The organism is Psychrobium sp. nBUS_13, from assembly GCF_051201665.1.
GTDB lineage: Bacteria > Pseudomonadota > Gammaproteobacteria > Enterobacterales > Psychrobiaceae > Psychrobium.
Map to the genome: position 1 here is coordinate 3,236,127 of NZ_CP179210.1, position 24,023 is coordinate 3,260,149.

Here is a 24,023-nt window from a genome sequence, read left to right on the forward strand (position 1 = left end):
AAATCTAATGTTATATGAGAGTGATTTATGAAATAAATCACTCTCATCAACGTAGTTTTTGGCTCTGGAATCTAAGATTTATAAATTCTACAGCCTCAACGAGGCTGTAGAATTAATCACTCTCAGCCTAAATTTTTAATATAGAAAGACAATAGTTGACTTAGCTCTGACTTTCAATAGTTAAGTAATTGATTAAAGATAATTTTTATTTAAGGCGTATTTACTGCATGTTGAACGTTTAAATGCATTTAGAGGGCAATAATGGAAGTGTTTTGTAGGCTATTCCTCCTACAGCAGGCTGTTACGTAGTTTTTCTATATTATGTACGAGACAGTACATTTGCCATTGGGCATTCACTTTATCTTGGCCTCGTAACGTGAACTGATTCATGCCTTTATTTACAGTGATATTGCCAAAGACAGGTTCAATCAACCCTAATCGTTTACTGTATTGCCGCCGCCCAATGCTGCTATCTATCTTGATTCGCATTTTGTCTGTGTATGATATTTGATGCTTGGCATTGAGTAAAAATTGGACTTGGCGACCTCGCTCTTTCGGTGGACTTCGCATACATTGTCGTTGCAGTGGGCAATGCTTACAATCTTTTAAGTAGCCTGTGAACCTGCTGTAGTACTTACCATTACTTTCAACACTTTTACAACTTAACCACAGTATCTTTCCTGCCGGACAACGGCATGTCACCTGTTTTTCATCGAAGTGAAAGTCATTGGATGTAAATAATTTGGGTCTGCCTTTACTGCGCTTTAATCGCCGCTTTTCTTTTTCTGTATGGTAGGTTTCACTGGTTTTAAACAAGGGGTTGCGACTTCTAAATTGTGTGTCAGCAATGTAAGTGTCTAATCCTGTTGTTGCCATGAATTCTAGATTCTTTTCACTGTGAAAACCGCTATCAGCGGTGAACGCCGCTGTTTCAAATGTCTCTGGTGTGCCGAGGTTACTCAGCTCTGCATTTAACTGTTCAACGGCTGGCGCTAATGTTTGTTGCTCGCCAACACTTCCCCAGACCTTGGCTTGCATGATTATTTGATGCTTGTCATCGTTAATCGCTATTGCGTTGTAGCCTTGGATTGTACCTTTGCTTGTTGTCATTTTGGCGCTGTCGGGGTCGGTGATATTACTCTTAACTGGTTTATTAGTGCTACCCAGTTTTTCTTTACTCACTACTAAAAATTGCTCAATCTTATCGGCACTGTTATCGAGTTTAATTTTCTGTTTTAAATCGTGTTCAATCTCTGCTGCATTGGAGCCATCTTGTGCTTGATGCCTTGCAACTATCCGCTCACTGGCTCGCTTGAGTTTTGCATGTTTACGACCAAGCTCCTCAAAAGTACCGCTCCATTCCTTGCTTGCATTCGACTTTATCTTACAGCCATCAATGGCAAACATACTCCGACCGATGAGACCTTCTTCATCGCATATCAATAATACTTGAGTAAATAGTGATTCAATCTGGTCTTTCATTTTTGCAACAAACGAGGCGATAGAGGTCCAGTGTGGCTGGGCGTCACCCGACAAACTCATGAAAGTAATATTGGTTTCACACGCATTGGCGATACGGCGACTCGTGATGAATCCTCTTGAATATCCAAAAAGAATAATCTTTAGCATCACTGACGGTGGATACGCCGCAGCACCTTTCCTATCGTTTGAATACCATTTATCAAAGCCCGACAAATCGAGACGATTATCCACAATATGAGCTAGTGCATATTCAAACGTGCCGGGGGAAATTTGCTGTGAGAAATCGATGGGAATGAATTTATTTTGACAGGATAAGTCTGGTTTGTAGTTGGCCATCTCGTTTACTCGCAACGGATAATAACCATTAGATCAAAGACCAGATCACCGTTCAAGCTTAATTATTGAACAACGATGCTAAAACTAAAAAAGAACGTAAAAACGTTCTTTTTGATAAATTCTACAGCCTCAACGCCGTGCTAAGCGGCTAAAAAAGTTTGGCTAAAATTAGTGAGGCACGAACGACAAGCCAAACTTTTGTGTCCGTTTGAGCACCTTGTTATGACGATTATGAAAAAAACAGCTGACATACACCATATTAACTGTTATTATAAACAGTATGATTTAAGCTGAATTTACAAAGGTTATCTAAGTGCCTGTTAAACAATCTGTATATAAAAATACGTCTCAAAAAGAGTATGACATCACCGATGAAAAAAGAGAAGAATATAGACGTATATCTATGGAATCAAGGCAAGCCAAGTTAGCAGCAGACGATGGTTTACATGAAGTTATACACGAAATAAATACACCGTTGTTAAACCCAAATGATTTAATGCCTCAATTACCTTTGAATGATATTAAAGCTCTAAGCCTATTTTCTGGTGGTGGTGGATTGGATCTTGGCTTTGACAGAGCTGGATACACCCATAAAGCGTCGTATGAATTGATTCCAATCTGCAAGGAAACTTTACAAGAAAATAGACCTCACTGGAATGTCTTTGGTGGCCCTGAATACGGCGACGTAACCAAGATTGATTGGAGTAAATATAAAGGAAAAATTGATTTAATTCATGGAGGGCCTCCTTGCCAACCATTTTCAATAGCTGGACAACAAAAAGGAATTGATGATGAAAGGAATATGTGGGGAGAATTTAACAGAGCTGTTAATACTATAAAACCTAAAGCCTTTGTGGCGGAGAATGTATTGGGTTTACTAAATCCGAAGTTTAAAGACTTTGTACAAAAATACATTTTGGATGAGTTAACTGATTATCAAATTGTCAAATTTGAAATGCATGCATCTGACTATGGCGTACCCCAAATAAGAAAACGAGTATTTTTTGTTGGCTTTAAAACTAAAAAAGCGCTATCTAAATTTGTTATTCCCGAGCCTACACATAGTAGTGAGCATTTAGGTAGTAAAAAAGTCGACTCAACTATTTCCTTATTTGGCGCAAGGAAAGAAAAAACAATGGGGGTCAGAGAGGCACTAGGGCTAGTAAATATTAACTTTGATAATTTAGCGCCAACAATAAGAAGTGCCTTCACAGGAAAAAGAAATACAACATCTGTTTTGAATAGCTCTGCAGGACAAAAATCATGGGGCGATATGGAGCTTTGGCCTAATGGTGTGCAAGCAAATAGAGAAAAGGCATCACAGTTTCCAGCAAAGCATGATCATTTTAGAATGAGTGTTCAAGATGTTGGGTTAATACAAGGGTTTCCTGAAAACTGGAAATTTTCAGGAGCTGTATATCAAGTATTAGGACAGATAGGCAACTCAGTGTCTCCACCAGTTGCTTATCAAGTGGCTAAAAATGTAGCTAACGCACTGAAGGCTTAAAACACATAATTTTCATTTTGCGCGAAGTACTCTCTAACCATAGCTCTGAGTACTTCGGCATGATTGTCTGTAATTTCTACCCAACCACGAAAGTAAGTAAATGGAATATGAGGATTGTTTAACGTACTACCTCGTTCAATTAGGTATTTACTTCTATCTTTGAAAATTTCAAGCATCCTTTCAGGTGAATAACCTCCATCTCTATCTTGTAATGCAATATATTTATCTTTTTTATATTGCATTTTTTGAAGCGCTTTAGCATCTTCATAGCTATATAGAGCTTTTGGTTCCATAACTTGATGCATGTCGTTCAAAGTCAAGTTTTGAGATGCTAAGTCAGCTAGCATAAAATCAGGGCTTATATAATCTGCTTTACTATTTATCCATTCCGACATCATAGATGGAGAGCCGTAGTGATAAAACTCTCTGCCATCGATAAAAAATCCTATTAACCAATGTTTATCTCGCCACTTATTAATATGATCTGGGCCGAAATCCCTAACAGTTGTTACTGAACCTTTTGATGTTGTTTTTAATTCAAAAGGAACTGCTCTTCCATCAAGTTCTAAATGAGCATCTACGCCATCTCTTCCTTCGTTTTCATCTTTATACAAATTAAACAAATTTCGCATTGCTTCTTCGCGATCATCGTCTTGAAAGTTTCCTGCCACAATTATTCCTTTTTAAGTTGGTGATTTACTCGGTGGTTGATATCGTCATAATGTAGTGGTCAACTAATTTTGGTCACGGTTTTGTAAGTTTTCCAGTATCTCTGTTCCGATTCATTTGGAGTTAAACCGCCATTATATTGATGAGGCCTGACGTTACTATAATATCCTGTAATATAATTCACTACTGCCGCCTTGGCTTGCACTAAAGATTGATAACCTACAGTGGGCATCCATTCTGTTTTAAAACTCCTAAAGAATCTTTCCATCGGTGCGTTATCCCAACAGTTTCCTCGTCTGCTCATGCTTTGCTTGATTTGATATCGCCAAAGTAATTGACGATATTTCTTACTCGTATAATGACAGCCTTGATCTGAATGAAACATCACGCCTTTTGGTCTCCCTCGTGACTCAAAAGCCATTGTTAATGCTTGGCTAGTTAGCGCTGTATCAGGTGAGTAAGACATCGCCCAACCAATAGGTTTTCTGGCGAACAAATCAATCACAACGGCTAAATAACACCAACGATTACCTGCCCATATAAAAGTCACATCTCCACACCAAACTTGATTGGGTTCGCTAACAACAAATTGTCTGTCTAAGTGATTCGGTATCGCTGCGTGCTCATTTCCACCTCGCTTATAAGCATGCTTAGGTATCTGACAACTCACTAGGCCAAGCTTTTTCATAATGCGGTTTGCTCGGTAGCGGCTTAATGGCATATCTCTAGTCGTTGCTATCTGAGCTACGCTTCTGGCTCCTGCTGATTCACCACTTTCCGAGAAAATAGCGCGAACCATTAATTCTGCTTTTAAGTGCTTATGACTGGCGTTTTTTGAATTTTTACGCCAGTAACCATAGCTACTACGATGAATATCAAAGACTTCACAGACTGTTTTTACATCATAGCTCTCTTGTAACGCCTGGACTATTTCAAATTGTCTAGGGAGTCTGACATCAAGAGAGCTGTAGCCTTTTTTAGTATTTCTTTTTCTAATTCAATCCGTTTTATGCGTTTTTCGAGTTCTTTAATTTTTATCTGTTCAGGTGTTAATGCAGTCGGTTGGTCTGCTATACCGTTTCGCTCTTTCTTTAATTGTCGTGCCCATTTATCAATGGCTGATTTACTCACTCCGACGGCTTCGGAAGCTTCTCTGACAGAGTATCCTTCATCAACAACAAGTTGAGCTGTTTCGAGTTTAAATTCTGCTGAATAAGTTGGTCTTGTTCTAGTATTCATTGATTCACCTAAAGTTGATGAGGCGTATGATAACACCTCTATTTAAGTGACCAAATTCACTGTACCACTACATAACGCCCACTTAAGCGGACAAAAATAGTTGGTTAAAATGTGAAGCGAAGCGGAACCTAACCAACTGTTTTTGTTCCGTTTGAAGTGCTTGTTATAACTATTTATCTGAGACAACGTAAACAACTTTACAGGAACCAGCTGCGCTCGTTCTTACCCATATTGGATGTTCTGTTGTATGAGCAGTCAACAGAAGAGAATATGTCGAATTATAGTTTTTACCATTTGGGTCTAATGTAATATAGCCATTTTTACCTGCATCACAGTTTAGTTTTGACTCATCTCCTGATGTACTGATCACAGTGTTATTATCGGGATTCACGTAAATCCTTGTAATTTTAACATTTGTACAACTATTCCCTGTACAGTGAGCAATTGCATTATTTGAAAAAAAAAAGAATATAATTGTTAAAATAAAATACTTCATATTTACTCCATAGTTATAACGCCAACCTAAACCGCAGATTGCTGGTGCAGGTTTTGCGCCTTTTGTTTATTGCAAAAAATGCGACAGTAAAATCTGTCGGGTTTCAGGTTCTTGTTATGTTTGCCAGCCACAATGTCACACTTTTTTATTCAATGTTATAGCAAGGAATAAACACGCACACCCTGCAAAAATGGCAATTAAAGCGCCTAAATTAAATGGAGTGTCTTCCTTAAAAGATAATGAAAGGAAGAACAAGCCATAAGCAGATGTACCTAACGCTAAACCAGCCAGAACTCCTCGCCCTGCCAAAGTGACCGCTTTAACTACATCCATGTACAACTCCTTAGTAAACATAACAGCTTATTCTACCGCAAACACTGCGATATATGTTCGCAGTAATACGTAGATAAATAAAAACAACATAATATATAAATTTAATAAGCACAAGTACTTAGGCGACATTAGCCTTAATCTTAAGTTTTTCTACCTATAAATCTAATACAAATGCCGCAAGTTTCGCCTACACTATTAAACTGTATGAATAAACAGTAGGTATTAGTATGAAAAATTCACCATTCCTCACTCATATTAAGGAAGTGATGCTAGCTCGACATTATGCGAGGCTGACCATTAAGTCTTACTTATATTGGATAAAGTTTTTTATTAACTTTCATAATAAGCAACACCCATCATCTCTTGGCGACAGAGAAGTAGAAAATTTCCTGACGTTTTTGACTGTCCGAAGAGGAGTAGCCGCGAGTACACAGTCGCAAGCGTTGAATGCATTAGTGTATCTTTATCAAGAAATCGTTAAGCAGCCTTTAGAGCCTTCACTTAGGTTTCACCAGAGTAACAAGCAGCGAAAACTCCCCGTCGTATTAACGCAAGATGAGGTGCGCCGTTTATTTGTGCAAATGCCGCCAAAGTATGATTTGCTAGCAAAGTTAATGTATGGCAGTGGACTTAGGTTGATGGAAGCGATTAAGAAAAAAAGGGACAGGCAAAAATTTCTCATTATATAAATTCCTATCATATATATCGAAAAAACGAGATTACATTTGTAAGCAATAAGATAAAGTTATACCAATTGCATTAAGTAAGTGATCTTGTTGTGCGTAGAGAAAATCAGCTAAAACAAGGCGCTCGATTGACTAATAGCTGGCTATTAGGATTGAGAGCAACGCCATTTTAGTTAATTTTAACAAGTACAAGTGGGCAAATATTTAATGCAATTGGTATTAAACCAATTGCATTAAGTAAGTGATCTTGTTGTGCGTAGAGAAAATCAGCTAAAACAAGGCGCTCGATTGACTAATAGCTGGCTATTAGGATTGAGAGCAACGCCATTTTAGTTAATTTTAGTTAATTTTAACAAGTACAAGTGGGCAAATATTTAATGCAATTAATGGTATGGTATTAATGGCTAACATTGGAAGTATTGATACTAGGCACTTTTAAATTAGAGTGCCCTGTATCATATTAATTTGGCAGGCGTAGAACAAATATTCGCAACAGTCGAACTTACAACATCTTTAATCTGCACTTCAGAAAGCAAAAAGGCCGATGAATTAACATCGGCCTTTTCTAAATTTGTTTGGCAGGGGTGGAGAGATTCGAACTCACAACATCCGGTTTTGGAGACCGGCGCTCTACCAATTGGAGCTACACCCCTGCGAACGAGGTGAATTATACATAAGCTTAGGTGAAGGTAAAGGGCTTTTTTTTAAATATTCGTTAAGCGCTTAGTTTTCATTCAAAACGATGTATAAACGTTCTTTCCTAGGCGCTTCGTGCTTGATCGTATTCTTGCTCAGACGAATTATCGTCGATTTTCTCTTCGCTGCTATGTTCGTCGTTGTCGGTATTTTCTAACGCGCGCTCAGGAATCATTAGCAAATGATTCAAGGTAGTTAGACTATTTTGGTAAAACCCAGCGTTGTAACCTCTTGGCTGCGTCGGTAGATTATCAACAAACAATTCAATGCGTTCGTGAACAGTTTCTAAGTCGTCATGTTCAGTAAAATGATGCAGTAATTGACTGTAGCTTTGCGAGAGTTTATTAACAGTAATTTCAAAAACGGCAACGCTGTCTTCGCTGATACCTTGATAGACAAAATAATTGTTAGCAATGGTATAAAGCTGGTCTCGTACTTTTGTTGCTAATTGCGTTTCTTCACAGAATCGTTCAACATCAACTTTATAGCTATTTTTGGCGTCACTAATTCTGGTGCTGAGTGCAAGCTTTTGTGCTGCAAGATGTTTTTTTCGATTATTTTCAAATATAAAAAATGCCACAAACATTAATAATAATAATGGAATTGTTATGGCGGCAATACTACTTAACATTTTTACCTCAAGAGCCGAGATACTAAATAACATAGTCCATTACAAATTTAGATAATTTGGCACAATAAATTTCAACGTCACGATATCAAGTTATATACTTAGGTTCAATTGCAAAGTTATGTCTTTTTAGTCAGATACATAACGACACCTTCAATCGCCAATTATCAGTCTAAAATACGAGCTAAATATGCTGCAATGCCCAATATGCCACCAATTTAATGATTGCCAAGTAACTACACCACAATCTTGTTGGTGTATGAATGAAAACATTCCTAGAGAGATGTTTTCGTTGATTAGTACAGAACAATCTAAAAAAGTCTGTATTTGCCTACAATGTGTAACGCATTTTAAACAAAACCCTGAGATAATACCAATTGCATTAAATATTTGCCCACTTGTACTTGTTAAAATTAACTAAAATGGCGTTGCTCTCAATCCTAATAGCCAGCTATTAGTCAATCGAGCGCCTTGTTTTAGCTGATTTTCTCTACGCACAACAAGATCACTTACTTAATGCAATTGGTATAATATACAATCTACTGAATTTACCGATTCCAACTGAAAAGGGGCACCAGTGAAAACCACACTCATTTCATTAATCTCGCTGTTCATCAGCTGTTTTATTCTGTTCTTTGCTAACGGACTCATTAATGTATTGTTGCCTGTACGAATGGGTCTCGATGGCGTTGGCACTGATACCATTGGTATGGTGTTATCCCTGTATTTCATTGGCCTTATTTTTGGCGCGATTTACAGTAAAAACTTGATAAAGAAGTCTGGCCATATTCGCATGTTTGCTGGCTGTGTTGCCTTGAGTGCGGTGAGTATTTTGATATGTAGCTTGCATACAGATCCTATTTTGTGGGGATTGATGCGTGTGGTCTTAGGCTTTTGTAATGCCTGTGCCTTTACCGCAATGGAAAGCTGGTTAAGTGATAGTGCGACTGAAGATAATCGCGGTAAGTTATTGTCTGTTTATCATGGCACAGCATTAGGTGGTTTGTTTGCAGGACAATTCTTGATGAATGCTGCCGATCCGCAAGAAAGCGTATTGTTTGTACTTGCGGGTATATTCCTGTGCATGGCCGTTACGCCCGTGGTATTGAGTCGTCATAAAGGGCCACAAGTCGATAACGTTGAATCCATGTCCATTAAGCGGCTCATTCAAATTTCACCGCTCGGCATGATGGTGTGTTTTGTATCGGGTGTCGTTTATGCATCAATGTTTAATCTACTACCAATTTTCGCAAAATCTTCGGCAATCGTAGATTTTAATCTGTCTCTCTATATGGGTTTTGCGATTTTTGGCGCCTTTATTATGCAATTCCCCGTTGGTTATTTATCAGATAAATACGATCGCCGAACGGTGTTATTAGGCATGATTGGCTTGTCGCTGGTTTCCGCCGTTGTTGTAACTTTCAGTTCAGGCAATGGATTATCAAGCTTGTTGATTCTCGCGACGTTGTTGACGGGCGGGACACTAGCTTGTCTTTATCCGCTTGGCGTATCAGAAATCCTCGATAAATTAAAACAAAGTGAAATGGTCGCGGCGATGGGCACTATGATTTTAATTCAGTCGATTGGTGGTGTGATAGGTCCTTACACAAGTTCACTATTGATGAAGTCGTTAAGCGCCAATGCTCTGTTTTATTTCATTATCTTTATTGAAGTGTTTTTAGCGCTGTTTGTTATTTACCGAATGGGCGCACGAAAAGCGCTGCCAATTGCCGACCAAGAATCTTTCGTTATGCAAACAGCTAACTTAGCAGCAACACCTGCGTTAGATCCTCGAACAGAATATATAGCGCCTGAGCCAGAATTATCGACGCAAGCTAGAACAGCGCAAGATCTTGCTGAATTAGATCCCGCAGCGGCGGTTAAAATGGCGCGAGCCATTGCCATTGATAATCCAGAATCTGGTGTTGAAATAGCCAGCGCTATAGCAACGGTTGATGGTATCGATGTATTGCGTTTTTATGAAGTAATGCAAGAAGCTGCGCCGTTCCAAATGCCGGAAATAACACAAGCCTTAGTGACAACAAACCCCGAGCTTGCTTATCTCTTGGTTTCAAAACTCGCACAATGGCATCCAACGCAGGTTGTTAGTGTTGCGAGCCAAATTGCTGAGTCATTGCCTGAACTGCGCTGTGAGATGGCGAAGGTTGCCGTAGAGCATGCGCCAGAGTCAGCAACTCAAGTCGCGCAGTATTACGCGCAGGTTATTAGTGATGAGCAACAAGCATTGCGCCCTGCCGATAGAGAAGATGATACAAGCGATGAAGAAGCGCTAAATATAGCCGCTCAAATCTGGGACAGCGCACCAGAACAAGCCGTTGAGGTTGCCGTTGCGATGGCTGATGGCTTGCCAGAAGCCGCAGTCGATATTGCGAGTGAACTTGCAACTAATTTCCACGAGCCAGACTCGCCAATCATCGAGTCTTCTTCTCAAGAGAATGAGTCTGAATTGGCAATTGAGCTAGTACAACGCTTTGCCGAAATATCACCAGATACTGCCGCAGAGGTAGCTGGCGCTGTTGTTGACGTAGTTCCTGAAGTTGCCTCAGATATGGTTGAAGCAATTAGTAAAGGCGACGAAGCAAAAGAAGGTGAATGGGTTGATTTAATTGATGATGCACCTGAAAAGGATAGCTAAAACCTAACCCTAACATTGGCGCTGTGCTAACCAGCCGCGCCACTGTTGTTCGAATTCATCCATTTTTATATGACGTTTGGAAATCAGATGCGCCTGCCAATCTTGTTGTGTCTCTATAGGGCCTACACGGCACATGGCGCAATATTGTGGATCATCACAATAGGCTGGCGTCTCTAATTCAGCCTCAAGGATCTCTTGAGGCTTATCGCTAAAATAATAGCTATAAGCCTGAGTGTCCTTAACAAATTTATCTCTATCGACATTGCGTACTTGATAGCCATCAAATGATTCAATATCAAAATTACTTCGCCCCAAATAACGCCCAGTTAATCCTTTAAGCAAACTTGTTTCGATATTCCACTGCCGATAAGGCTTCACATCTTTTGAGGTAATCACAGCTAATCGCTGGCCATCTGGTGCTAAAAAATGCTCAAAACAATGCTTAATAAAACAATGGAGCAACCATCGATTAAGTGTATTAGTGGAGCCTTGCATACTTAATTGCTGGTACTGACTCGCTGAAAAATCATTTGGAATGAGTGGAAACTGGAAGATAACCAAATCAAACTTACTTTGATTCGATCGGCCAATCTCTTGCCATGTTTGAGGATCGGTAACATCGACATTAGTAACGACGTCAACACCTAACAATTTGAGCTGTTGATAGTGCGCAAGACCGTATTTTTCAGATAACATTTGCAAGCTATCAAACACTGTTGCAGTTAAATGGCCACCAGCCAATTTTTTGGCAAGGGCGGCAGAAAAAGACAGATCGCCGTCTCCTATAGTCAGGACGCGCCAATGAGGATTTATTGCTTTCATTGATGCCTGATCTGCTCATCAATCCATTGCCGCACTTGTGCAAATGGATAAGCTTCTAACCGCGCAAAATTATTCATCGAACGGGTTCTTAACTTTGTAAATATAGGGGTTGTTAAACCACATAAAAACCTTGCTAACAAAGTCACACCAATGGCCTGTTGTGTCGTATCACGATACTTATTGGTCATTTCATTAGTGAGTGATTGAAAGTTAAATTCAGACAGTGGCATGAGAGGTTTAGGCGGCGGCATGACGGCAACATTACCGGCACACACGCTGCAATGGCCACAAGGTTGCTGCAAACTGTGATCAGAAAAATACTGCGACAGTGATTGAGACAAGCATTGTTGACTGACAAAGAAATCCATCAACTGAGCAATACGATTAATTTCACTGTCTTCTTTTTCGTTAAATTTGGCGCATAACTTTTCTATCAACGCCTCACCATCAAACACCTTAGGATTAATTTGAAATACTTGCGTCATTTGCGCCGTTTGTAACTCAATCACTTGTTGCTGCTGCAAATAGTCCAATGCGGCGATAACGCGTGAACGTTCACAGAAATATTGCTGAGCCAAAACATCAAAATCTAGTACTGACCAGACTCTGGCGTGCTTTGAGGCATTAAATATCGCCTCAATAAACTGCAAACGCTCGCCATCAAATCGAGACAAAATATCACTCTTAGACGTTAATACCTTAAATTTGTACTGCGCGAAATAGCTGTAGCTTGGCTTGATAATATTTAGGAGTTCTAAATAAACCAACAGCGTTTTTAACGTCAACGGCCTAATGTTCGCATCACTCGATAAACTATTTTCAACCACTTCCCATTGACCAGATGCTTGAAATTGGCGAATTTGATCGAGCACCACTTTAATGGCAGAGCGTGGCGGCGTATCAGCATAGACAAAGTTTTGCAGCACATTTAAATTATCGGTGTTAGCCAATACTAAACAGTCGCTCGGCTGATTATCACGTCCAGCACGGCCAATTTCTTGGGCGTAATTTTCAATAGATTTTGGCATATCATAATGCGCCACAAATCTGATATCACTCTTATCAATGCCCATTCCGAATGCGATAGTTGCAACAATGATTTGATTGCTCGCAGACATAAATTCACTAACAATACGGCGGCGATCTTCACTGTCCATACCTGCGTGATACGCAATAGCATTGAACCCTTGAGCAGCCAAATCACTGGCGAGCGTCTGCGCTGTTTTTTGCAAGGTTACATAGACAATGCCGCACTGATGCCGTTTACCATCAAGCCATTGAGCCAAAGTATTCAATCGCTTTTCACTTTCACAACCAACAACCTGAAGGTTTAGATTTGAACGATAGAATCCAGTCAGCGTGATATTTTGCGGCGCAATCGCAAACTTACCCCCCATGTCACTGACTACTTTTTCAGTGGCGGTAGCCGTTAATAACAGCGCTTGAGGAATATTGAATTGACGTTGGTAACGCGGCAGTTTGAGATAATCTGGACGAAAGTTGTGCCCCCACTCAGAGATGCAATGCGCTTCATCAATCACCAATAATGAAATGGGGATCTGAGATAAAAATTGACGAAAACGTTCGTTGTTAAGACGCTCAACCGACACCATTAATATTTTACAACGCCCCTCTCTAATATCACTCATCACCTGCTGAGATTGTTGCGGCGTTTGCGTTGAATCAATAGTCGCAGCGGCAATACCCTTGCCATGCAAAAAAGCAAGTTGATCTTGCATCAAGGCTAGCAACGGTGAAATAACCAGTGTTAGGTGTGGTAATTGAGTCGCAGGAAACTGATAACACAAAGACTTGCCAGAACCCGTTGGAAAAATTGCAGCAGCGCTTTCACCGCGCAAAATGGTTTCGACAACGGGTTGCTGACCCGTTCTAAATTGGTCGAAACCAAAGAGTTGCGAGAGTTGTTGTTCTATCATGAACGCCCTTTAAGGAGTTTACCACCAGCTATCAGACAGTGAGTTTTTACAGTTAGCATATTGCGCTGCATAGCGTTTTGAACGTGAGCGAACCTTTTGCGAAACTTTCTTAAGCCAAGGTTTTTTATTATAGCTTTTACGCTTATAACCGCCCCACCCTTCGTGATAATTCAGGTACTGGCCGTAAGCATCCCACTTTGAAACACCATTAATTTTATGGGTTTTATAAATAAACCATCCCATAAAATCTATTGCATCTGCAAAATCGTTTCTATCGCCCCAGCTATTACCAGTTTCTTTAACATAATCGTCCCAGGTCATTGTTTTGGCCTGAGCATAACCATAGGCCGTACTTGCACGACCGTAAGGAATAAAACCGAGGAAATAACGCATTGGCGGACGCGCTTCACTTTTAAATGAACTCTCTTGATACATCATGGCAATTGGTACATGCACCGGCACGCCCCACTTTTCTTTAGTATCTAGTGCCGCTTCATGCCAGTGTTCATGCTCTTCAAAAATGGCACAAATGTTCTCTGGGTTAGCTGGCGGCGATGTCGCACAGCCGCTACTAATGAGTATCACAACACTCATGGCGATGAGTGTCATGCTACGTTGCAATCGAGATAAAATCAGATCCATGAGTTAAAGCTCTCGTTCAGTTTATTTGCTAAAATAGTCAGCGAGGTAGTCATCAATTGACTGAGTGTCAGCCGCTTCAATGTCAGCTTGTTCAGCCAATGATTGTACTGCACGTTGGCGCAATGTTTCAGCAGACAATTGACGATAATCTTGTTCACTAAATTCTTGTTTGAATTTTTGAGCTTGGGCAACACCAAATGGCGTATTATCTAATTCGTTAGCCTTGAGCAACTTCATCAACTTGCCGGATAACGTGGCCTGAGGATCACTGACCATAGGGCGTAATTCAGCTAAACAATCGCGATAAGCAGTGCCGCCATTGTGATGATCAAACAAATCAGCAATGGTGCCAAGTGCGTCAAATAAACGCGTCATCCAAGCTTCAAGTGATATTTCACTATCGCCTTCTTCCAGCATCAAACCAGGTTCGCGGCCATTAAGAATGACATTGTTTAGATTACGAATTTTTTGCTGACGCTTTTCTTGGCTCATTGGCTTATCCTGCCACAACAAACAATGCATCAAGAACATATCCAAAAAGCGGATCTGTGTTTTATCAATACCGACGTTAACAAATGGATTCACATCAAGTGAACGCACTTCAATGTATTCAACACCGCCTTCTTTTAGCGCTTCAGAAGGTTTTTGGCCCGATTTTGCCACGCGTTTAGGACGAATAGGCGCATAGAGTTCGTTTTCAATTTGCAATACATTTGAGTTGAGTTGTTTAAAGACGTCACCTTCTTTAAGGCCTATCTTTTCAAACTTTTCAGACGGCATTGAAATCGCGTTGTTTACCGAATCAACATAGTTTTCAATATCGTTATAACAAATTGATAAGTTGTCTTGTTCGCTGTTGGTATAGCCTAAATCACTCAAACGCAAGCTAGTACCGTGTGTTAAATAGTAGGTACCATTTCCAAGTTTTTCGAAATCATAGGGCATGTCGTTTTTGATGAATGAACCACACAATGATGGCGATGCACCAAACATGTAAGGAACAACCCAACCTAAACGATGGAAATTTCGGATCAGCGAAAAGTAGCGAGTCGAACGAAAATCAGTAACATTGCTCTCATCATTAAAAAACGCTTGCAGCACAGGCCATGCATCATCGCCTAATGAGTAATTAAAATGCAGCCCCGAGATAACCTGCATTAGACTACCGTAACGATGCTTAAGCCCCTGACGGTAGATATGCTTCATCTGTCCGACATTAGAAGTGCCGTAGTTGGCTAATTCGATGTCTTCTTCTTTGGCCACCATGCAAGGCATACTCATTGGCCACAACAGTTCACCATCGATATTATCTAGCGTAAAGCGGTGCAAATCAGCAAGGTTGTCCACCAGTTCATCAATATCTTTGTGTACTGGCGTTATAAATTCTAATAGTGATTCAGCATAGTCGGTCGTGATATCACTGTGAGTCAAGGCGGAGCCTAGTGCTTTGGCGTGAGGTTTATCAGATAATTCCGCTTGCTCATTCATGCGTAGAGCTTCTCGCTCAATACCACGTTGAATTTGCGTAAAAATTGGCGCGAATTTCGGATCTTTTAATTGGGAGAGTTTGTCTTTATAACAATTAATCAAAATTTTTCTCTACTTATGTTCAACGTCGCACACACGACTCTATCATTGCGACCTAAACGCAACAAGCAGCTTATGTAACAAAACACGTATGTCCTGCTTAAGCTGCAAAAAATACCATCGCAATCACTGTATAACGGCAGGTTTTTCCAACAGTAATAAACAAAATACTGCGCCATAGTGGCAATTTAAATAACCCTGCTGCGACACATATAACATCGCCAATTAGCGGCAACCAGCTTAGCAACAACGAATAAACACCGTAGTGTTTTACCCACAGTGCTGCTTTAGATTGTAATTGCTGTTCTGTTAACTTCTTGGCGCCAATAATGCCTAAACCATAGCTCGTCACACTACCTAAACTATTACCAATGCTGGCAACTATTACTAGCGTCAACACCCATTCAGGCCGTTGTGTTAGATCATATATCAACAAGGCTTCAGAGCCACCGGGCAATAAAGTGGCGGCTAAAAAGCTTGAGATAAATAGCGTGAAAATCATCGATTCATTGTCAGCACGATTTTTCCAGACAATGTACCCGATTCAGCTAAGCGATGTGCCTCTTGCACTTGAGATAACATCATATACTTTGCGATATTGAGTCGTAAGCTGTTGTTTTCAACCGCACGCACTAAATTAGTTAACTGAGTTTTGTCACCTTTTACCAACATACCTGTTGATTCAGACGCTTTGCCAAGCACACTATCACAGACAAAATCTTTACTCACTGACGGTACTGTCACCAATCGTTCTAGTGCGTTAGCCGCCGTTAACTGCAAAATAGCGGGTTCCCCGCCAATTAAATCAAACCATAAATCAATTGCTGGGAGCTCTTCAAACATTTCGCTTTGCTGGTAATCAACCACAGTTACATCCCCTAACTCTTTTAGCTTGGCATGATTGTTTTTACTGGCAACCGCGATAACCTTTGCACCAGCATGTAAGGCCAATTGCACCGCTAAATAACCAACACCACCACTAGCGCCACTGATTAAGACCGTCTCACCAGATTTTAATTTCCCATGTTCAAATAATCCTTGATACGCAGTAAGTCCAGCCAGTGGCAACCCAGCAAGTGCATTGTAATGACGCGCTACTGCAACAAGTTCTTCACTTTGTGCAATGATATATTCGCTATAACAACCTGCTTTAACCGGGAATCCAACAAAACCGATGACACTATCACCAACATTGAATTCACTAACCTCAGCGCCAATTTCCTCCACAGTGCCAACGACGTCATATCCTAAAATCATTGGCAGCTTGTCAGCATTCTCCTGAGCAGCCCAACCAAGTCCTTGACGCGTTTTAAAGTCAATAGGATTAATTGACGTGGCAATGTTCTTAACTCTGATTTCATTAGCCATAAGTGGCACAGGAGAAACCTGCGTCATCACTAATTGTTCAACATCTCCAAATTGCGAAAACTCAACCGCATTAAATGTGGAAGGCAATGATGAGTGAGGCATGGTTTTATTCCTTACGTTTGGAAAATATTAACGAGTGTATTGCCATCTTATCAGTAGCTTGGGAATTAACATTTTGATAGAGTGGCGTTATAAATTTGCCTAATGATAATAGATTCATGATCACAAAAATATTCTTATTACCAATTATTCTTTGTATTTTATGGGCGCTCTACCTAAAAAATAAAGGGTGGACTCTCAAACAAGGAAAGCAAGGCTTTAAACTAATATTAGGGATTGGTGCTGCACTAGGTATTTTTTTCACCCTCATGTTATGGCTTGTCTCCCCGTAAACGGCCTGTATTAACAATTAAGAACCAATAGGGACATTATGAACAACTTCTCAAAATCAACACTCGCTATCGCCTTATTTTCAACACTCGTAGCGTGTGGAGGCGGTTCTAGCGGCGGCTCTGACGATAAGCTAACCCCGCCAACAACTTACACTTTTACCCTCAATGCTAAAGTCATTAATCAATGCGGTATTGAACAACCTGTCGCTAATGCTGACTTTTATCTGCAAAACGCACAATGGGGGTTAGTGAGCGCCCATCAAACAGATGCCAATGGGCAGCTTTCAATCACAACCACTGAGCAAACGATTAATTACACGGTTGCTAAAGAACAGCTCACTAACGGCGCCGTATCAAATGTTGAATTACGTTCATTCATTGACGCTGATAGCACGGGCCAAGCAACGATTGTTTTTGATAATCCTCAATTAGCAGATAACACAAGCTGTGAATGTCAGACACAAGATCTCGACTTGTCTTACTCGCTTGTAAGTAGCGTTGATTCTTTAGCGAGCTCAGCACAATTTGCGAGCAGTAATACTATTGACGCAAGTAATGCACGTTTTAGCGATGTAGAAGTTTGTCGACAAACCGCTAAAGCATGGCCAAATGAATCATTTATGGTGGTTGCCACCAATAGCCAAGACAACCTCACTGCATTTTCAGGTTTTACTAATTCGTTTGATACAACACCCGGTGAGAATTGGCGATTAAATACCAATGCCATTGCGATTGCCCTCGATGTCGATCACACGAAGGTAGCACAGTTGACTGCAGCGCAGCTTATCAACAATAAACTGCATTTTGATTTCACCGCGAAACAAAATGATGCCCAAGTTATTGTATTTGATAATCATGCTCAAAGTGACAACGCTACCTACTACGGGCGCGGTGTTAACATTCATCAAGAGTCAGCGTCGATTGTTGGTAAGGTTACTGTTAAAAGCTTCCATACCCATCTAAGTAATCAATATGAGAGTACGGTTGATTTAAGCCCTGCTGTAGTGGCACCAGAAGTAGACACCGTTATATTTTCTGAGGTATCACCAGACGGCAGTTATGATTACAGCAAAGTTGATGGCTATTCTGCTATCCATTTTACGACGCAAGTGGGCGCTGACCATCCGCAATCAAACACTAAGATCCCGACAACTTGGCATGTGTATGGACCGATGACAGGTACTCTCCCCGTCGCAGATACGCTAGAGAAATATAGCTATATTAAACGCGATATTGCAACCATCGAAAACCTAACCGTTGAAATGTTCTCTAATGATACTGTTACTAACTATGACAGTTTTATTAGCGCATTTAGCAAAGGTGATACTTACCAAACAACTGGCGTGTTAAGTAATTACCGTACTCACGTATTAGAGTTAGAAAAATAACATCTGTTTGCGATGAAGCCTGTGTGGTTTCATCGCCAATCTCTTACTACATAAAAGCTTCAGGCATTTGTGATGAGTGATGCTCGATAATCTGCCATTGATTGTCGAAACGCTGATACACAAAGGTATATCTCGCAGTCACTTCCTCATTACCGTTGAGCACAAAGCGATACACCCCAGAATTAATCGCTAAGTCATCAAACACTCTAACGTTAGGTGTTTCGAGATGCCCTATGGGTTTATTTTGCAGAAAGAACTCAAAATAGTCTTCGATTTCTTGGGGACTACGTCGTACTACATCGGAAATAGTCGGTAATAATATCGCACTCTCATGGTAGAGCGATGCGACTTTCTTTGCGCAGCCGCTTTGTAACGCTTCATTCCAACGCTCAAATGCAGATAAAATCTCTTGGGGATAGCTCATGATTACTCCAAATTAAATGCCAATATTTAAGGACTTAGAGACAGCTGTTTTATAGAGCGATAAATCGCTGTAGCAGGCAATATTGCAGAAAGCATGGCAGCGATGCATAACGCTAACATCAAAAAAAGCAGTGACTCAGAAAACACAAAACTCTCAATAAATAATCCGAATTTCGTCGCTAATACTGATTTAAATATCGTCAAACCACTAGCGAGAAGAGCGAGGCTCGTTATCATTGCTGCGCACGCAATAAGCATAACTTCCATCACAATTAACAATGTGATTTGCTTAGGTTTTGCGCCTAACATTCTGTAAATTGAAATCTCCATTGTTCGTTCATTAATAGACGCAAGTAACATGGTTGTTAGGCCGCAAAAAGAAGACAAAACAACGAGCGCAGCAATAATGATTAGCGCACTTTCGACACCTGAAGTTAATTGCCACAGTTCGCTCATTGCGACGCCCGGTAAAATAGCCATTAATCTATCAGACTGATACTTATTAATATCGCGCTGCATTTTAAACACCATCATTTTGCTCTTTAGGCCAAGCATCACCGCAGAAATATGCGTGGGCGGCATTGTAATTTTTCCTTTCAGAGCGAGTCGTTTACTAAGCTGTGCTGGCGATAAATGAATCGCTGTTATCGCATCCAAGGTGACATGAATAGTCTTGTCTATTGGTGTCCCCGTCGGATGCAAAATACCAGTGACTATAAGCTGCGCATGTTTATGATGGCTAAAACTTGTTGTGCCGACACCATGAGACACGACAACTTTGTCACCCAATTTATAGTTTAATTGCTCAGCAACATCAGCCCCTAATACGACATCGAATAAGTCGTTAAACTGCCCGCCTTTTAGAAATTTTAGCGATTGTTCTTCACCATAGCCATAATGCTCAAAATAGCTATTATCTGTCCCTAACACGCGAAAGCCGCGATGAGAATCTCCCAAAGCTAACGGTATAGCCCAATTGATTGCGGCATGATTATTAAGTACTTCAAAGCTTTGATAGGAGATATCATTTGTTGGCTGACCAATGCGAAACACACTATACAATAATAAACTTATTTGACCGCTGGGCGCGCCGACAATAAGATCTGTACCAGAATTCGTTCGCTGAAAACTTTCTTTGACTTGCAATCTTAGATGCTCAACACTAAATAACACCAGCATACTTATGGTGAGTGAAATAAATGTGAGTACTAACGTTTTCTTGCGACTAAATAGACTATCTTTAGCAATCCCTAATAACATGCCACTAGCCCTGCGCTCTATTCAAACACTGCAAATCAACAACCTCATCAAAATAGTTGCTAAGAGACAAATCATGACTTACAAAAACTAACGTTGTTCGCAGCGGTTTTATCAATTCAAAAAGCATATTCATAAAAGCAACTGTTGACGTATTGTCTAGGGCTGATGTTGGCTCATCGACAAGTAATACCTTAGGTTGATTGATAAGTGCTCTGATGATCGCTACCCGTTGCTGCTGACCACTACTAAGCTCACCCGCAGATCGATTCAATAAATTACTAGGTAATTTTAATTGCTCAAACATCGATAAAATACGTTGCTGAAGCTCATCAATATGGTTTCCCGAAAAGAAGTTTGCTATCTCAATATTTTTTTTAACTGACAGATAGGGAATTAAGTTAAAAGATTGAAAAACCCAGCCGACATTTCGCGCCCTAAAACCATCGCGTTGTGACGCAGTTAAAGTCGCTAATTGCTGATTATCAACATTAATAGAACCCGTTTGAGGAGTTAAAATACCAGCAATAATCTTTAACAGAGTTGATTTTCCAGAGCCAGAATCACCATGAATAAAAATGCTTTGTCCGTCTTCTATGAGCCATTGCTCAATAGATAACACAATTGGCGAATCTGGATAACCAAAGGTCAATTGATCGATTTCAATAATGGGAGAAGACACGGCGAGCATAGATCCTAATCGTAAGTAGCGACTTTGTTAACGAGTACATTTTGTTATATTATAACAATAAAATCAATACAGTCATCTAAACACATGCTTATAAAATCTTTGTTCTCGCTATTTACGTTCAGCTTCTTGGCGCTTAACTTATTAACATTTAACGCTTATTCTAAAGCCGAGATAACACAGCATTACACAGAGTTAGAGTGGGATGCATTAATTCCAAAAGAAGATCTCGATATCCTTTTAAATCCGCCAGAATCAATATTGAACATTAGTGATGGCTCTTCTCTTGATACCTTAGATAATCTGAAATCGATCACAGATGAAGCAACGCGACGTTATTATCAAGCACTCCATTCCACCCGCGTTGTGATGACATTGAAACAGCAGAAAGTAAAATTGCCAGGTTTTATTGTGCCGCTTGTCAGTGACGAGCAAAACAAAGTCACTGAGTTTTTTGTTGTTCCCTACTTTGGCGCTTGTCTGCACATGCCGCCTCCACCGCCTAACCAAATTGTTTTTGTAAAAGTACAAAATGGCATTGAGATCGATTCTTTATTTGATGCTTATTGGTTTGAAGGTACCCTTGATATTTCCACCAATAATCATGAGCTTGGTAATTCCGCTTATATTTTATCGTTAGACAAACATTACGAATATCTACTTTAATAACGAAAAGCTAGGTGTGTTTCGGCTCACCGTTAACAATCCTTGACGCTGATTATCAATCCACTGAACTTCAATCTGCTGAAGAGTTATTGCACGCTCAAAAATAGGAAGTTGGACTGTTCGCACAGCTTGCTTACATGAAAATTCATAGCTAAAGATGACATTTGCATGCTCGTGATGTTCTTCAACATGCGCATGATGATGCTGATCAGTCTTGGTTTTCAAAAATACCTGCGACACATTTTCTGTCATCCCACTCAAGCGGCAATTCTCGTTGAATTGAATGAATAATTGAGGACTATTCAACATCATCATAAACTCTCTCACGGTATTGTTTTGAGCTGACGTTACTGCTTGGTGTTCAAAATTAAAAATATTCGCAGCAGGAATGTCGAACTGAATCTGTAGCCTATCGTTCTCTTGAATCATCAGCAGCGAACCATGATCATGCACATGCTGCTGCGCTAACGACCAAGGTGCTACTAAGCCGCACAAAACTGCAATCACTCGAGTCAAATTCATTGTCACCTCACGAAAAATTAGATAGCCAAATAAAATGTTATAATATAACATTTTAAAGCATGAATTAACCCCTTCCTTTTAAATGCAGTATATGAGTGCCTGTTATGAAACTTTTAATATCTAATGCTACAACCTCAACTCACCTTCTCGGCGAAGATAGCGACCAAGAAGTGACCATTAATCTTGTCATCACAAATTCAATAATTAGTGAAATATCTATCCGTCCCATAGTTGGAGAATTTGATCAGATCATAGATGCAAAAGGTTTATTCCTCTCTCCAGGCTTTGTTGACCCTCAGGTGCATTTTCGAGAGCCCGGTATGGAATACAAAGAAGATATAGAATCAGGCTCTAAAGCAGCAGCTAAAGGCGGTTTTACTCAAGTGATATCAATGCCAAATACAACACCTGTCGCAGACACTCCACCAGTCATTGCTAATATGAAACAACGCTCTCAAGACGTTGGGATTTGTAAAGTTCATCCAACAGGCTCTTTATCAATCGGCCTCGCAGGAAAGTCTATTACTGATTTTAAAGCACTTAAAGGAGCGGGAGCTGTAGCAATTACCGATGATGGTAAAGGGGTTCAAAGCGATGCTTTATTCAAGTTAGCACTAACACTTGCTAAGGATGTTAATTTGCCAATTTTGGATCATGCAGAAGACGAATCATTGTCTGCGGGAGGTTCGATTCATAGAGGGAAGATATCTCAAAAGTACAACGTAAAAGGGATCGCGGCAGACTCTGAATCGATACACATTGAAAGAGGATGCAATTTGGCTAAAGAAACTGGCGCCCATTACCATGCGTTACACGTTTCAACCAAGAAATCTATTGACGCTATTAAACAGGCAAAAAGCAGTGGTGTTAAAGTAACAGCGGAAGTATCACCTCATCATTTACTGCTCTGTGATGAAGATATTGCCGTGAAATCCGATGGTTCATTAGACGCAAATTGGAAGATGAACCCGCCATTGCGTAGTCGACAAGATATGCTGGCTTGCCAACAAGCACTCATTGACGGCACCTTTGATGCCATAGCAACCGATCATGCGCCTCATTCGCCTGATGAAAAGTCATTGCCCATTGAACTAGCCCCATTTGGAATTATTGGTCTTGAAACAGCTTTTCCGCTGATTTATAGCTACTTTGTAAAGACACAACAACTCACATTAGCGCGCTGTGTTGATCTCATGAGCAAACAGGCAGGCGAGCTATTTGGTATCCAGTGTGGTCGATTATTAATTGGGGCTTGCGCCGATATATGTTTATTGGATCTTTCAACGCCCTTTACTGTTGATGATAGCTACTTTGCGTCAAAGTCGAATAATTCACCCTTTAAAGAATTTGCACTCTACGGCAAACCAGTTTTGACCATCAACAGTGGAAAAATCGTTTACCAAGAATAACGGGCAATAAAAAAGCACTTCAAACGAAGTGCTTTTATTAGGGTCTGTTGATCTTTTGAGTTCATTTTTGCAGCAATTTGTTTGGGGTTTCTACAAGGCAGAGCCTATGTGGTGTAGCTGGCTCGATAATAGCTCCTGCATTATCCTAATGAGCTACATCCCTGTAGCAATACACGAATAGGCGATAACGCCGT

Annotated in this window: 23 protein-coding genes and 1 tRNA gene; 7 read left to right on the forward strand and 17 right to left on the reverse strand. The window is 40.3% G+C overall.

The window, feature by feature from the left end; all coding sequences use genetic code 11:
• Window positions 1–288 precede the first annotated feature (288 nt).
• The gene (locus ACMAZF_RS14985) at window positions 289–1,818 is read right to left on the reverse strand and encodes a transposase (RefSeq protein WP_435274575.1); all 1,530 of its coding nucleotides are present in this window, start codon (window positions 1,816–1,818) and stop codon (window positions 289–291) included.
• Between the two features lie 313 nt (window positions 1,819–2,131).
• On the opposite strand from ACMAZF_RS14985, the gene ACMAZF_RS14990 reads away from it, so the two are divergent.
• A complete protein-coding gene (locus tag ACMAZF_RS14990) occupies window positions 2,132–3,325 on the forward strand; it encodes a DNA cytosine methyltransferase (protein WP_435274576.1) in 1,194 nt (397 codons plus the stop codon).
• On the opposite strand, the gene ACMAZF_RS14995 is transcribed toward ACMAZF_RS14990, so the two are convergent.
• From ACMAZF_RS14995 to ACMAZF_RS15010, 4 genes are all read right to left on the reverse strand, one after another.
• On the reverse strand, window positions 3,322–3,996 hold the full coding sequence (locus ACMAZF_RS14995) for a hypothetical protein (protein ID WP_435274577.1): 675 nt from the start codon (window positions 3,994–3,996) through the stop codon (window positions 3,322–3,324). The genes ACMAZF_RS14990 and ACMAZF_RS14995 overlap by 4 nt on opposite strands.
• Window positions 3,997–4,055: 59 nt before the next feature.
• Window positions 4,056–5,233 (reverse strand): IS3 family transposase gene (locus ACMAZF_RS15000; protein ID WP_435273982.1). Its coding sequence is split into 2 segments (ribosomal slippage): window positions 4,056–4,975 and window positions 4,975–5,233, totalling 1,179 coding nucleotides; the frame shifts between segments, so codons are not numbered across the junction.
• A 169-nt stretch (window positions 5,234–5,402) separates the two neighbouring features.
• Window positions 5,403–5,729, reverse strand: coding sequence for a hypothetical protein (locus tag ACMAZF_RS15005; RefSeq protein ID WP_435274578.1), 327 nt, complete (start codon window positions 5,727–5,729; stop codon window positions 5,403–5,405).
• 135 nt (window positions 5,730–5,864) lie between these two features.
• Window positions 5,865–6,062, reverse strand: a complete 198-nt coding sequence (locus ACMAZF_RS15010) for a hypothetical protein (protein WP_435274579.1) — start codon at window positions 6,060–6,062, stop codon at window positions 5,865–5,867.
• A gap of 227 nt (window positions 6,063–6,289) precedes the next feature.
• On the opposite strand from ACMAZF_RS15010, the gene ACMAZF_RS15015 reads away from it, so the two are divergent.
• A complete protein-coding gene (locus ACMAZF_RS15015; protein WP_435274580.1) occupies window positions 6,290–6,751 on the forward strand; it encodes a phage integrase N-terminal SAM-like domain-containing protein in 462 nt (153 codons plus the stop codon).
• Between the two features lie 573 nt (window positions 6,752–7,324).
• Here the strand turns inward: ACMAZF_RS15015 and ACMAZF_RS15020 are convergent.
• Window positions 7,325–7,401: transfer RNA gene (locus ACMAZF_RS15020), tRNA-Trp, on the reverse strand.
• A 107-nt stretch (window positions 7,402–7,508) separates the two neighbouring features.
• Window positions 7,509–8,075, reverse strand: a complete 567-nt coding sequence (locus ACMAZF_RS15025) for a hypothetical protein (RefSeq protein WP_435274581.1) — start codon at window positions 8,073–8,075, stop codon at window positions 7,509–7,511.
• Between the two features lie 187 nt (window positions 8,076–8,262).
• On the opposite strand from ACMAZF_RS15025, the gene ACMAZF_RS15030 reads away from it, so the two are divergent.
• Both ACMAZF_RS15030 and ACMAZF_RS15035 read left to right on the forward strand, forming a co-directional pair.
• On the forward strand, window positions 8,263–8,493 hold the full coding sequence (locus ACMAZF_RS15030; RefSeq protein WP_435274582.1) for a cysteine-rich CWC family protein: 231 nt from the start codon (window positions 8,263–8,265) through the stop codon (window positions 8,491–8,493).
• A gap of 156 nt (window positions 8,494–8,649) precedes the next feature.
• Window positions 8,650–10,728, forward strand: a complete 2,079-nt coding sequence (locus ACMAZF_RS15035; protein WP_435274583.1) for an MFS transporter — start codon at window positions 8,650–8,652, stop codon at window positions 10,726–10,728.
• Window positions 10,729–10,737: 9 nt separating this feature from the next.
• Here ACMAZF_RS15035 and ACMAZF_RS15040 read toward each other — a convergent pair whose 3' ends face one another.
• The 6 genes from ACMAZF_RS15040 to ACMAZF_RS15065 form a co-directional block, all read right to left on the reverse strand.
• Window positions 10,738–11,550, reverse strand: a complete 813-nt coding sequence (locus tag ACMAZF_RS15040) for a Rossmann-like fold-containing protein (RefSeq protein ID WP_435274584.1) — start codon at window positions 11,548–11,550, stop codon at window positions 10,738–10,740.
• Complete coding sequence (locus ACMAZF_RS15045; protein WP_435274585.1) at window positions 11,547–13,487, reverse strand: RecQ family ATP-dependent DNA helicase; 1,941 nt, start codon at window positions 13,485–13,487, stop codon at window positions 11,547–11,549. Before ACMAZF_RS15045 ends, ACMAZF_RS15040 begins: the two co-directional genes overlap by 4 nt.
• A gap of 18 nt (window positions 13,488–13,505) precedes the next feature.
• A complete protein-coding gene (locus tag ACMAZF_RS15050; protein ID WP_435277259.1) occupies window positions 13,506–14,096 on the reverse strand; it encodes a hypothetical protein in 591 nt (196 codons plus the stop codon).
• A 54-nt stretch (window positions 14,097–14,150) separates the two neighbouring features.
• The gene (gene gshA / locus ACMAZF_RS15055) at window positions 14,151–15,719 is read right to left on the reverse strand and encodes a glutamate--cysteine ligase (protein WP_435274586.1); all 1,569 of its coding nucleotides are present in this window, start codon (window positions 15,717–15,719) and stop codon (window positions 14,151–14,153) included.
• Window positions 15,720–15,816: 97 nt separating this feature from the next.
• Window positions 15,817–16,218, reverse strand: coding sequence for a YqaA family protein (locus ACMAZF_RS15060; protein WP_435274587.1), 402 nt, complete (start codon window positions 16,216–16,218; stop codon window positions 15,817–15,819).
• A complete protein-coding gene (locus tag ACMAZF_RS15065) occupies window positions 16,215–17,186 on the reverse strand; it encodes an NADP-dependent oxidoreductase (RefSeq protein ID WP_435274588.1) in 972 nt (323 codons plus the stop codon). Before ACMAZF_RS15065 ends, ACMAZF_RS15060 begins: the two co-directional genes overlap by 4 nt.
• A gap of 328 nt (window positions 17,187–17,514) precedes the next feature.
• Between ACMAZF_RS15065 and ACMAZF_RS15070 the strand changes: the two genes are divergently transcribed.
• A complete protein-coding gene (locus ACMAZF_RS15070) occupies window positions 17,515–18,864 on the forward strand; it encodes a hypothetical protein (protein WP_435274589.1) in 1,350 nt (449 codons plus the stop codon).
• Between the two features lie 46 nt (window positions 18,865–18,910).
• On the opposite strand, the gene ACMAZF_RS15075 is transcribed toward ACMAZF_RS15070, so the two are convergent.
• The 3 genes from ACMAZF_RS15075 to ACMAZF_RS15085 are packed head-to-tail and all read right to left on the reverse strand — an operon-like array spanning window position 18,911 to window position 21,226.
• On the reverse strand, window positions 18,911–19,288 hold the full coding sequence (locus ACMAZF_RS15075) for an SgcJ/EcaC family oxidoreductase (RefSeq protein ID WP_435274590.1): 378 nt from the start codon (window positions 19,286–19,288) through the stop codon (window positions 18,911–18,913).
• A 26-nt stretch (window positions 19,289–19,314) separates the two neighbouring features.
• Complete coding sequence (locus ACMAZF_RS15080; RefSeq protein ID WP_435274591.1) at window positions 19,315–20,547, reverse strand: ABC transporter permease; 1,233 nt, start codon at window positions 20,545–20,547, stop codon at window positions 19,315–19,317.
• A 4-nt stretch (window positions 20,548–20,551) separates the two neighbouring features.
• Window positions 20,552–21,226 (reverse strand): ABC transporter ATP-binding protein, encoded by a 675-nt coding sequence (locus tag ACMAZF_RS15085; protein ID WP_435274592.1) that lies wholly within the window; start codon window positions 21,224–21,226, stop codon window positions 20,552–20,554.
• Window positions 21,227–21,319: 93 nt separating this feature from the next.
• On the opposite strand from ACMAZF_RS15085, the gene ACMAZF_RS15090 reads away from it, so the two are divergent.
• Entirely contained in the window at window positions 21,320–21,898 is a 579-nt protein-coding gene (locus ACMAZF_RS15090) for a DUF3299 domain-containing protein (RefSeq protein WP_435274593.1), read from the forward strand.
• Here ACMAZF_RS15090 and ACMAZF_RS15095 read toward each other — a convergent pair.
• On the reverse strand, window positions 21,890–22,420 hold the full coding sequence (locus ACMAZF_RS15095; protein WP_435274594.1) for a ZrgA family zinc uptake protein: 531 nt from the start codon (window positions 22,418–22,420) through the stop codon (window positions 21,890–21,892). The two genes, ACMAZF_RS15090 and ACMAZF_RS15095, sit on opposite strands and share 9 nt — an antisense overlap.
• Window positions 22,421–22,524: 104 nt before the next feature.
• Here ACMAZF_RS15095 and ACMAZF_RS15100 point away from each other — a divergent pair, with 104 nt between their 5' ends.
• Window positions 22,525–23,829, forward strand: a complete 1,305-nt coding sequence (locus ACMAZF_RS15100) for a dihydroorotase (RefSeq protein WP_435274595.1) — start codon at window positions 22,525–22,527, stop codon at window positions 23,827–23,829.
• Window positions 23,830–24,023: the final 194 nt, after the last annotated feature.

What these genes read in the sequence shown, in the direction of transcription:
- ACMAZF_RS15090 (WP_435274593.1), top strand. Translation starts at nt 21,320, where the DNA reads ATGCTTATAAAATCTTTGTTCTCGCTATTTACGTTCAGCTTCTTGGCG.
- ACMAZF_RS15010 (WP_435274579.1), bottom strand. Translation starts at nt 6,062, where the DNA reads ATGGATGTAGTTAAAGCGGTCACTTTGGCAGGGCGAGGAGTTCTGGCT.
- ACMAZF_RS15070 (WP_435274589.1), top strand. Translation starts at nt 17,515, where the DNA reads ATGAACAACTTCTCAAAATCAACACTCGCTATCGCCTTATTTTCAACA.
- ACMAZF_RS15080 (WP_435274591.1), bottom strand. Translation starts at nt 20,547, where the DNA reads ATGTTATTAGGGATTGCTAAAGATAGTCTATTTAGTCGCAAGAAAACG.
- ACMAZF_RS15005 (WP_435274578.1), bottom strand. Translation starts at nt 5,729, where the DNA reads ATGAAGTATTTTATTTTAACAATTATATTCTTTTTTTTTTCAAATAAT.
- ACMAZF_RS15030 (WP_435274582.1), top strand. Translation starts at nt 8,263, where the DNA reads ATGCTGCAATGCCCAATATGCCACCAATTTAATGATTGCCAAGTAACT.
- ACMAZF_RS14985 (WP_435274575.1), bottom strand. Translation starts at nt 1,818, where the DNA reads ATGGCCAACTACAAACCAGACTTATCCTGTCAAAATAAATTCATTCCC.
- ACMAZF_RS15100 (WP_435274595.1), top strand. Translation starts at nt 22,525, where the DNA reads ATGAAACTTTTAATATCTAATGCTACAACCTCAACTCACCTTCTCGGC.
- ACMAZF_RS15075 (WP_435274590.1), bottom strand. Translation starts at nt 19,288, where the DNA reads ATGAGCTATCCCCAAGAGATTTTATCTGCATTTGAGCGTTGGAATGAA.
- ACMAZF_RS15015 (WP_435274580.1), top strand. Translation starts at nt 6,290, where the DNA reads ATGAAAAATTCACCATTCCTCACTCATATTAAGGAAGTGATGCTAGCT.
- ACMAZF_RS15040 (WP_435274584.1), bottom strand. Translation starts at nt 11,550, where the DNA reads ATGAAAGCAATAAATCCTCATTGGCGCGTCCTGACTATAGGAGACGGC.
- ACMAZF_RS15025 (WP_435274581.1), bottom strand. Translation starts at nt 8,075, where the DNA reads ATGTTAAGTAGTATTGCCGCCATAACAATTCCATTATTATTATTAATG.
- ACMAZF_RS15060 (WP_435274587.1), bottom strand. Translation starts at nt 16,218, where the DNA reads ATGATTTTCACGCTATTTATCTCAAGCTTTTTAGCCGCCACTTTATTG.
- ACMAZF_RS15050 (WP_435277259.1), bottom strand. Translation starts at nt 14,096, where the DNA reads ATGACACTCATCGCCATGAGTGTTGTGATACTCATTAGTAGCGGCTGT.
- ACMAZF_RS15065 (WP_435274588.1), bottom strand. Translation starts at nt 17,186, where the DNA reads ATGCCTCACTCATCATTGCCTTCCACATTTAATGCGGTTGAGTTTTCG.
- ACMAZF_RS15045 (WP_435274585.1), bottom strand. Translation starts at nt 13,487, where the DNA reads ATGATAGAACAACAACTCTCGCAACTCTTTGGTTTCGACCAATTTAGA.
- ACMAZF_RS15095 (WP_435274594.1), bottom strand. Translation starts at nt 22,420, where the DNA reads ATGAATTTGACTCGAGTGATTGCAGTTTTGTGCGGCTTAGTAGCACCT.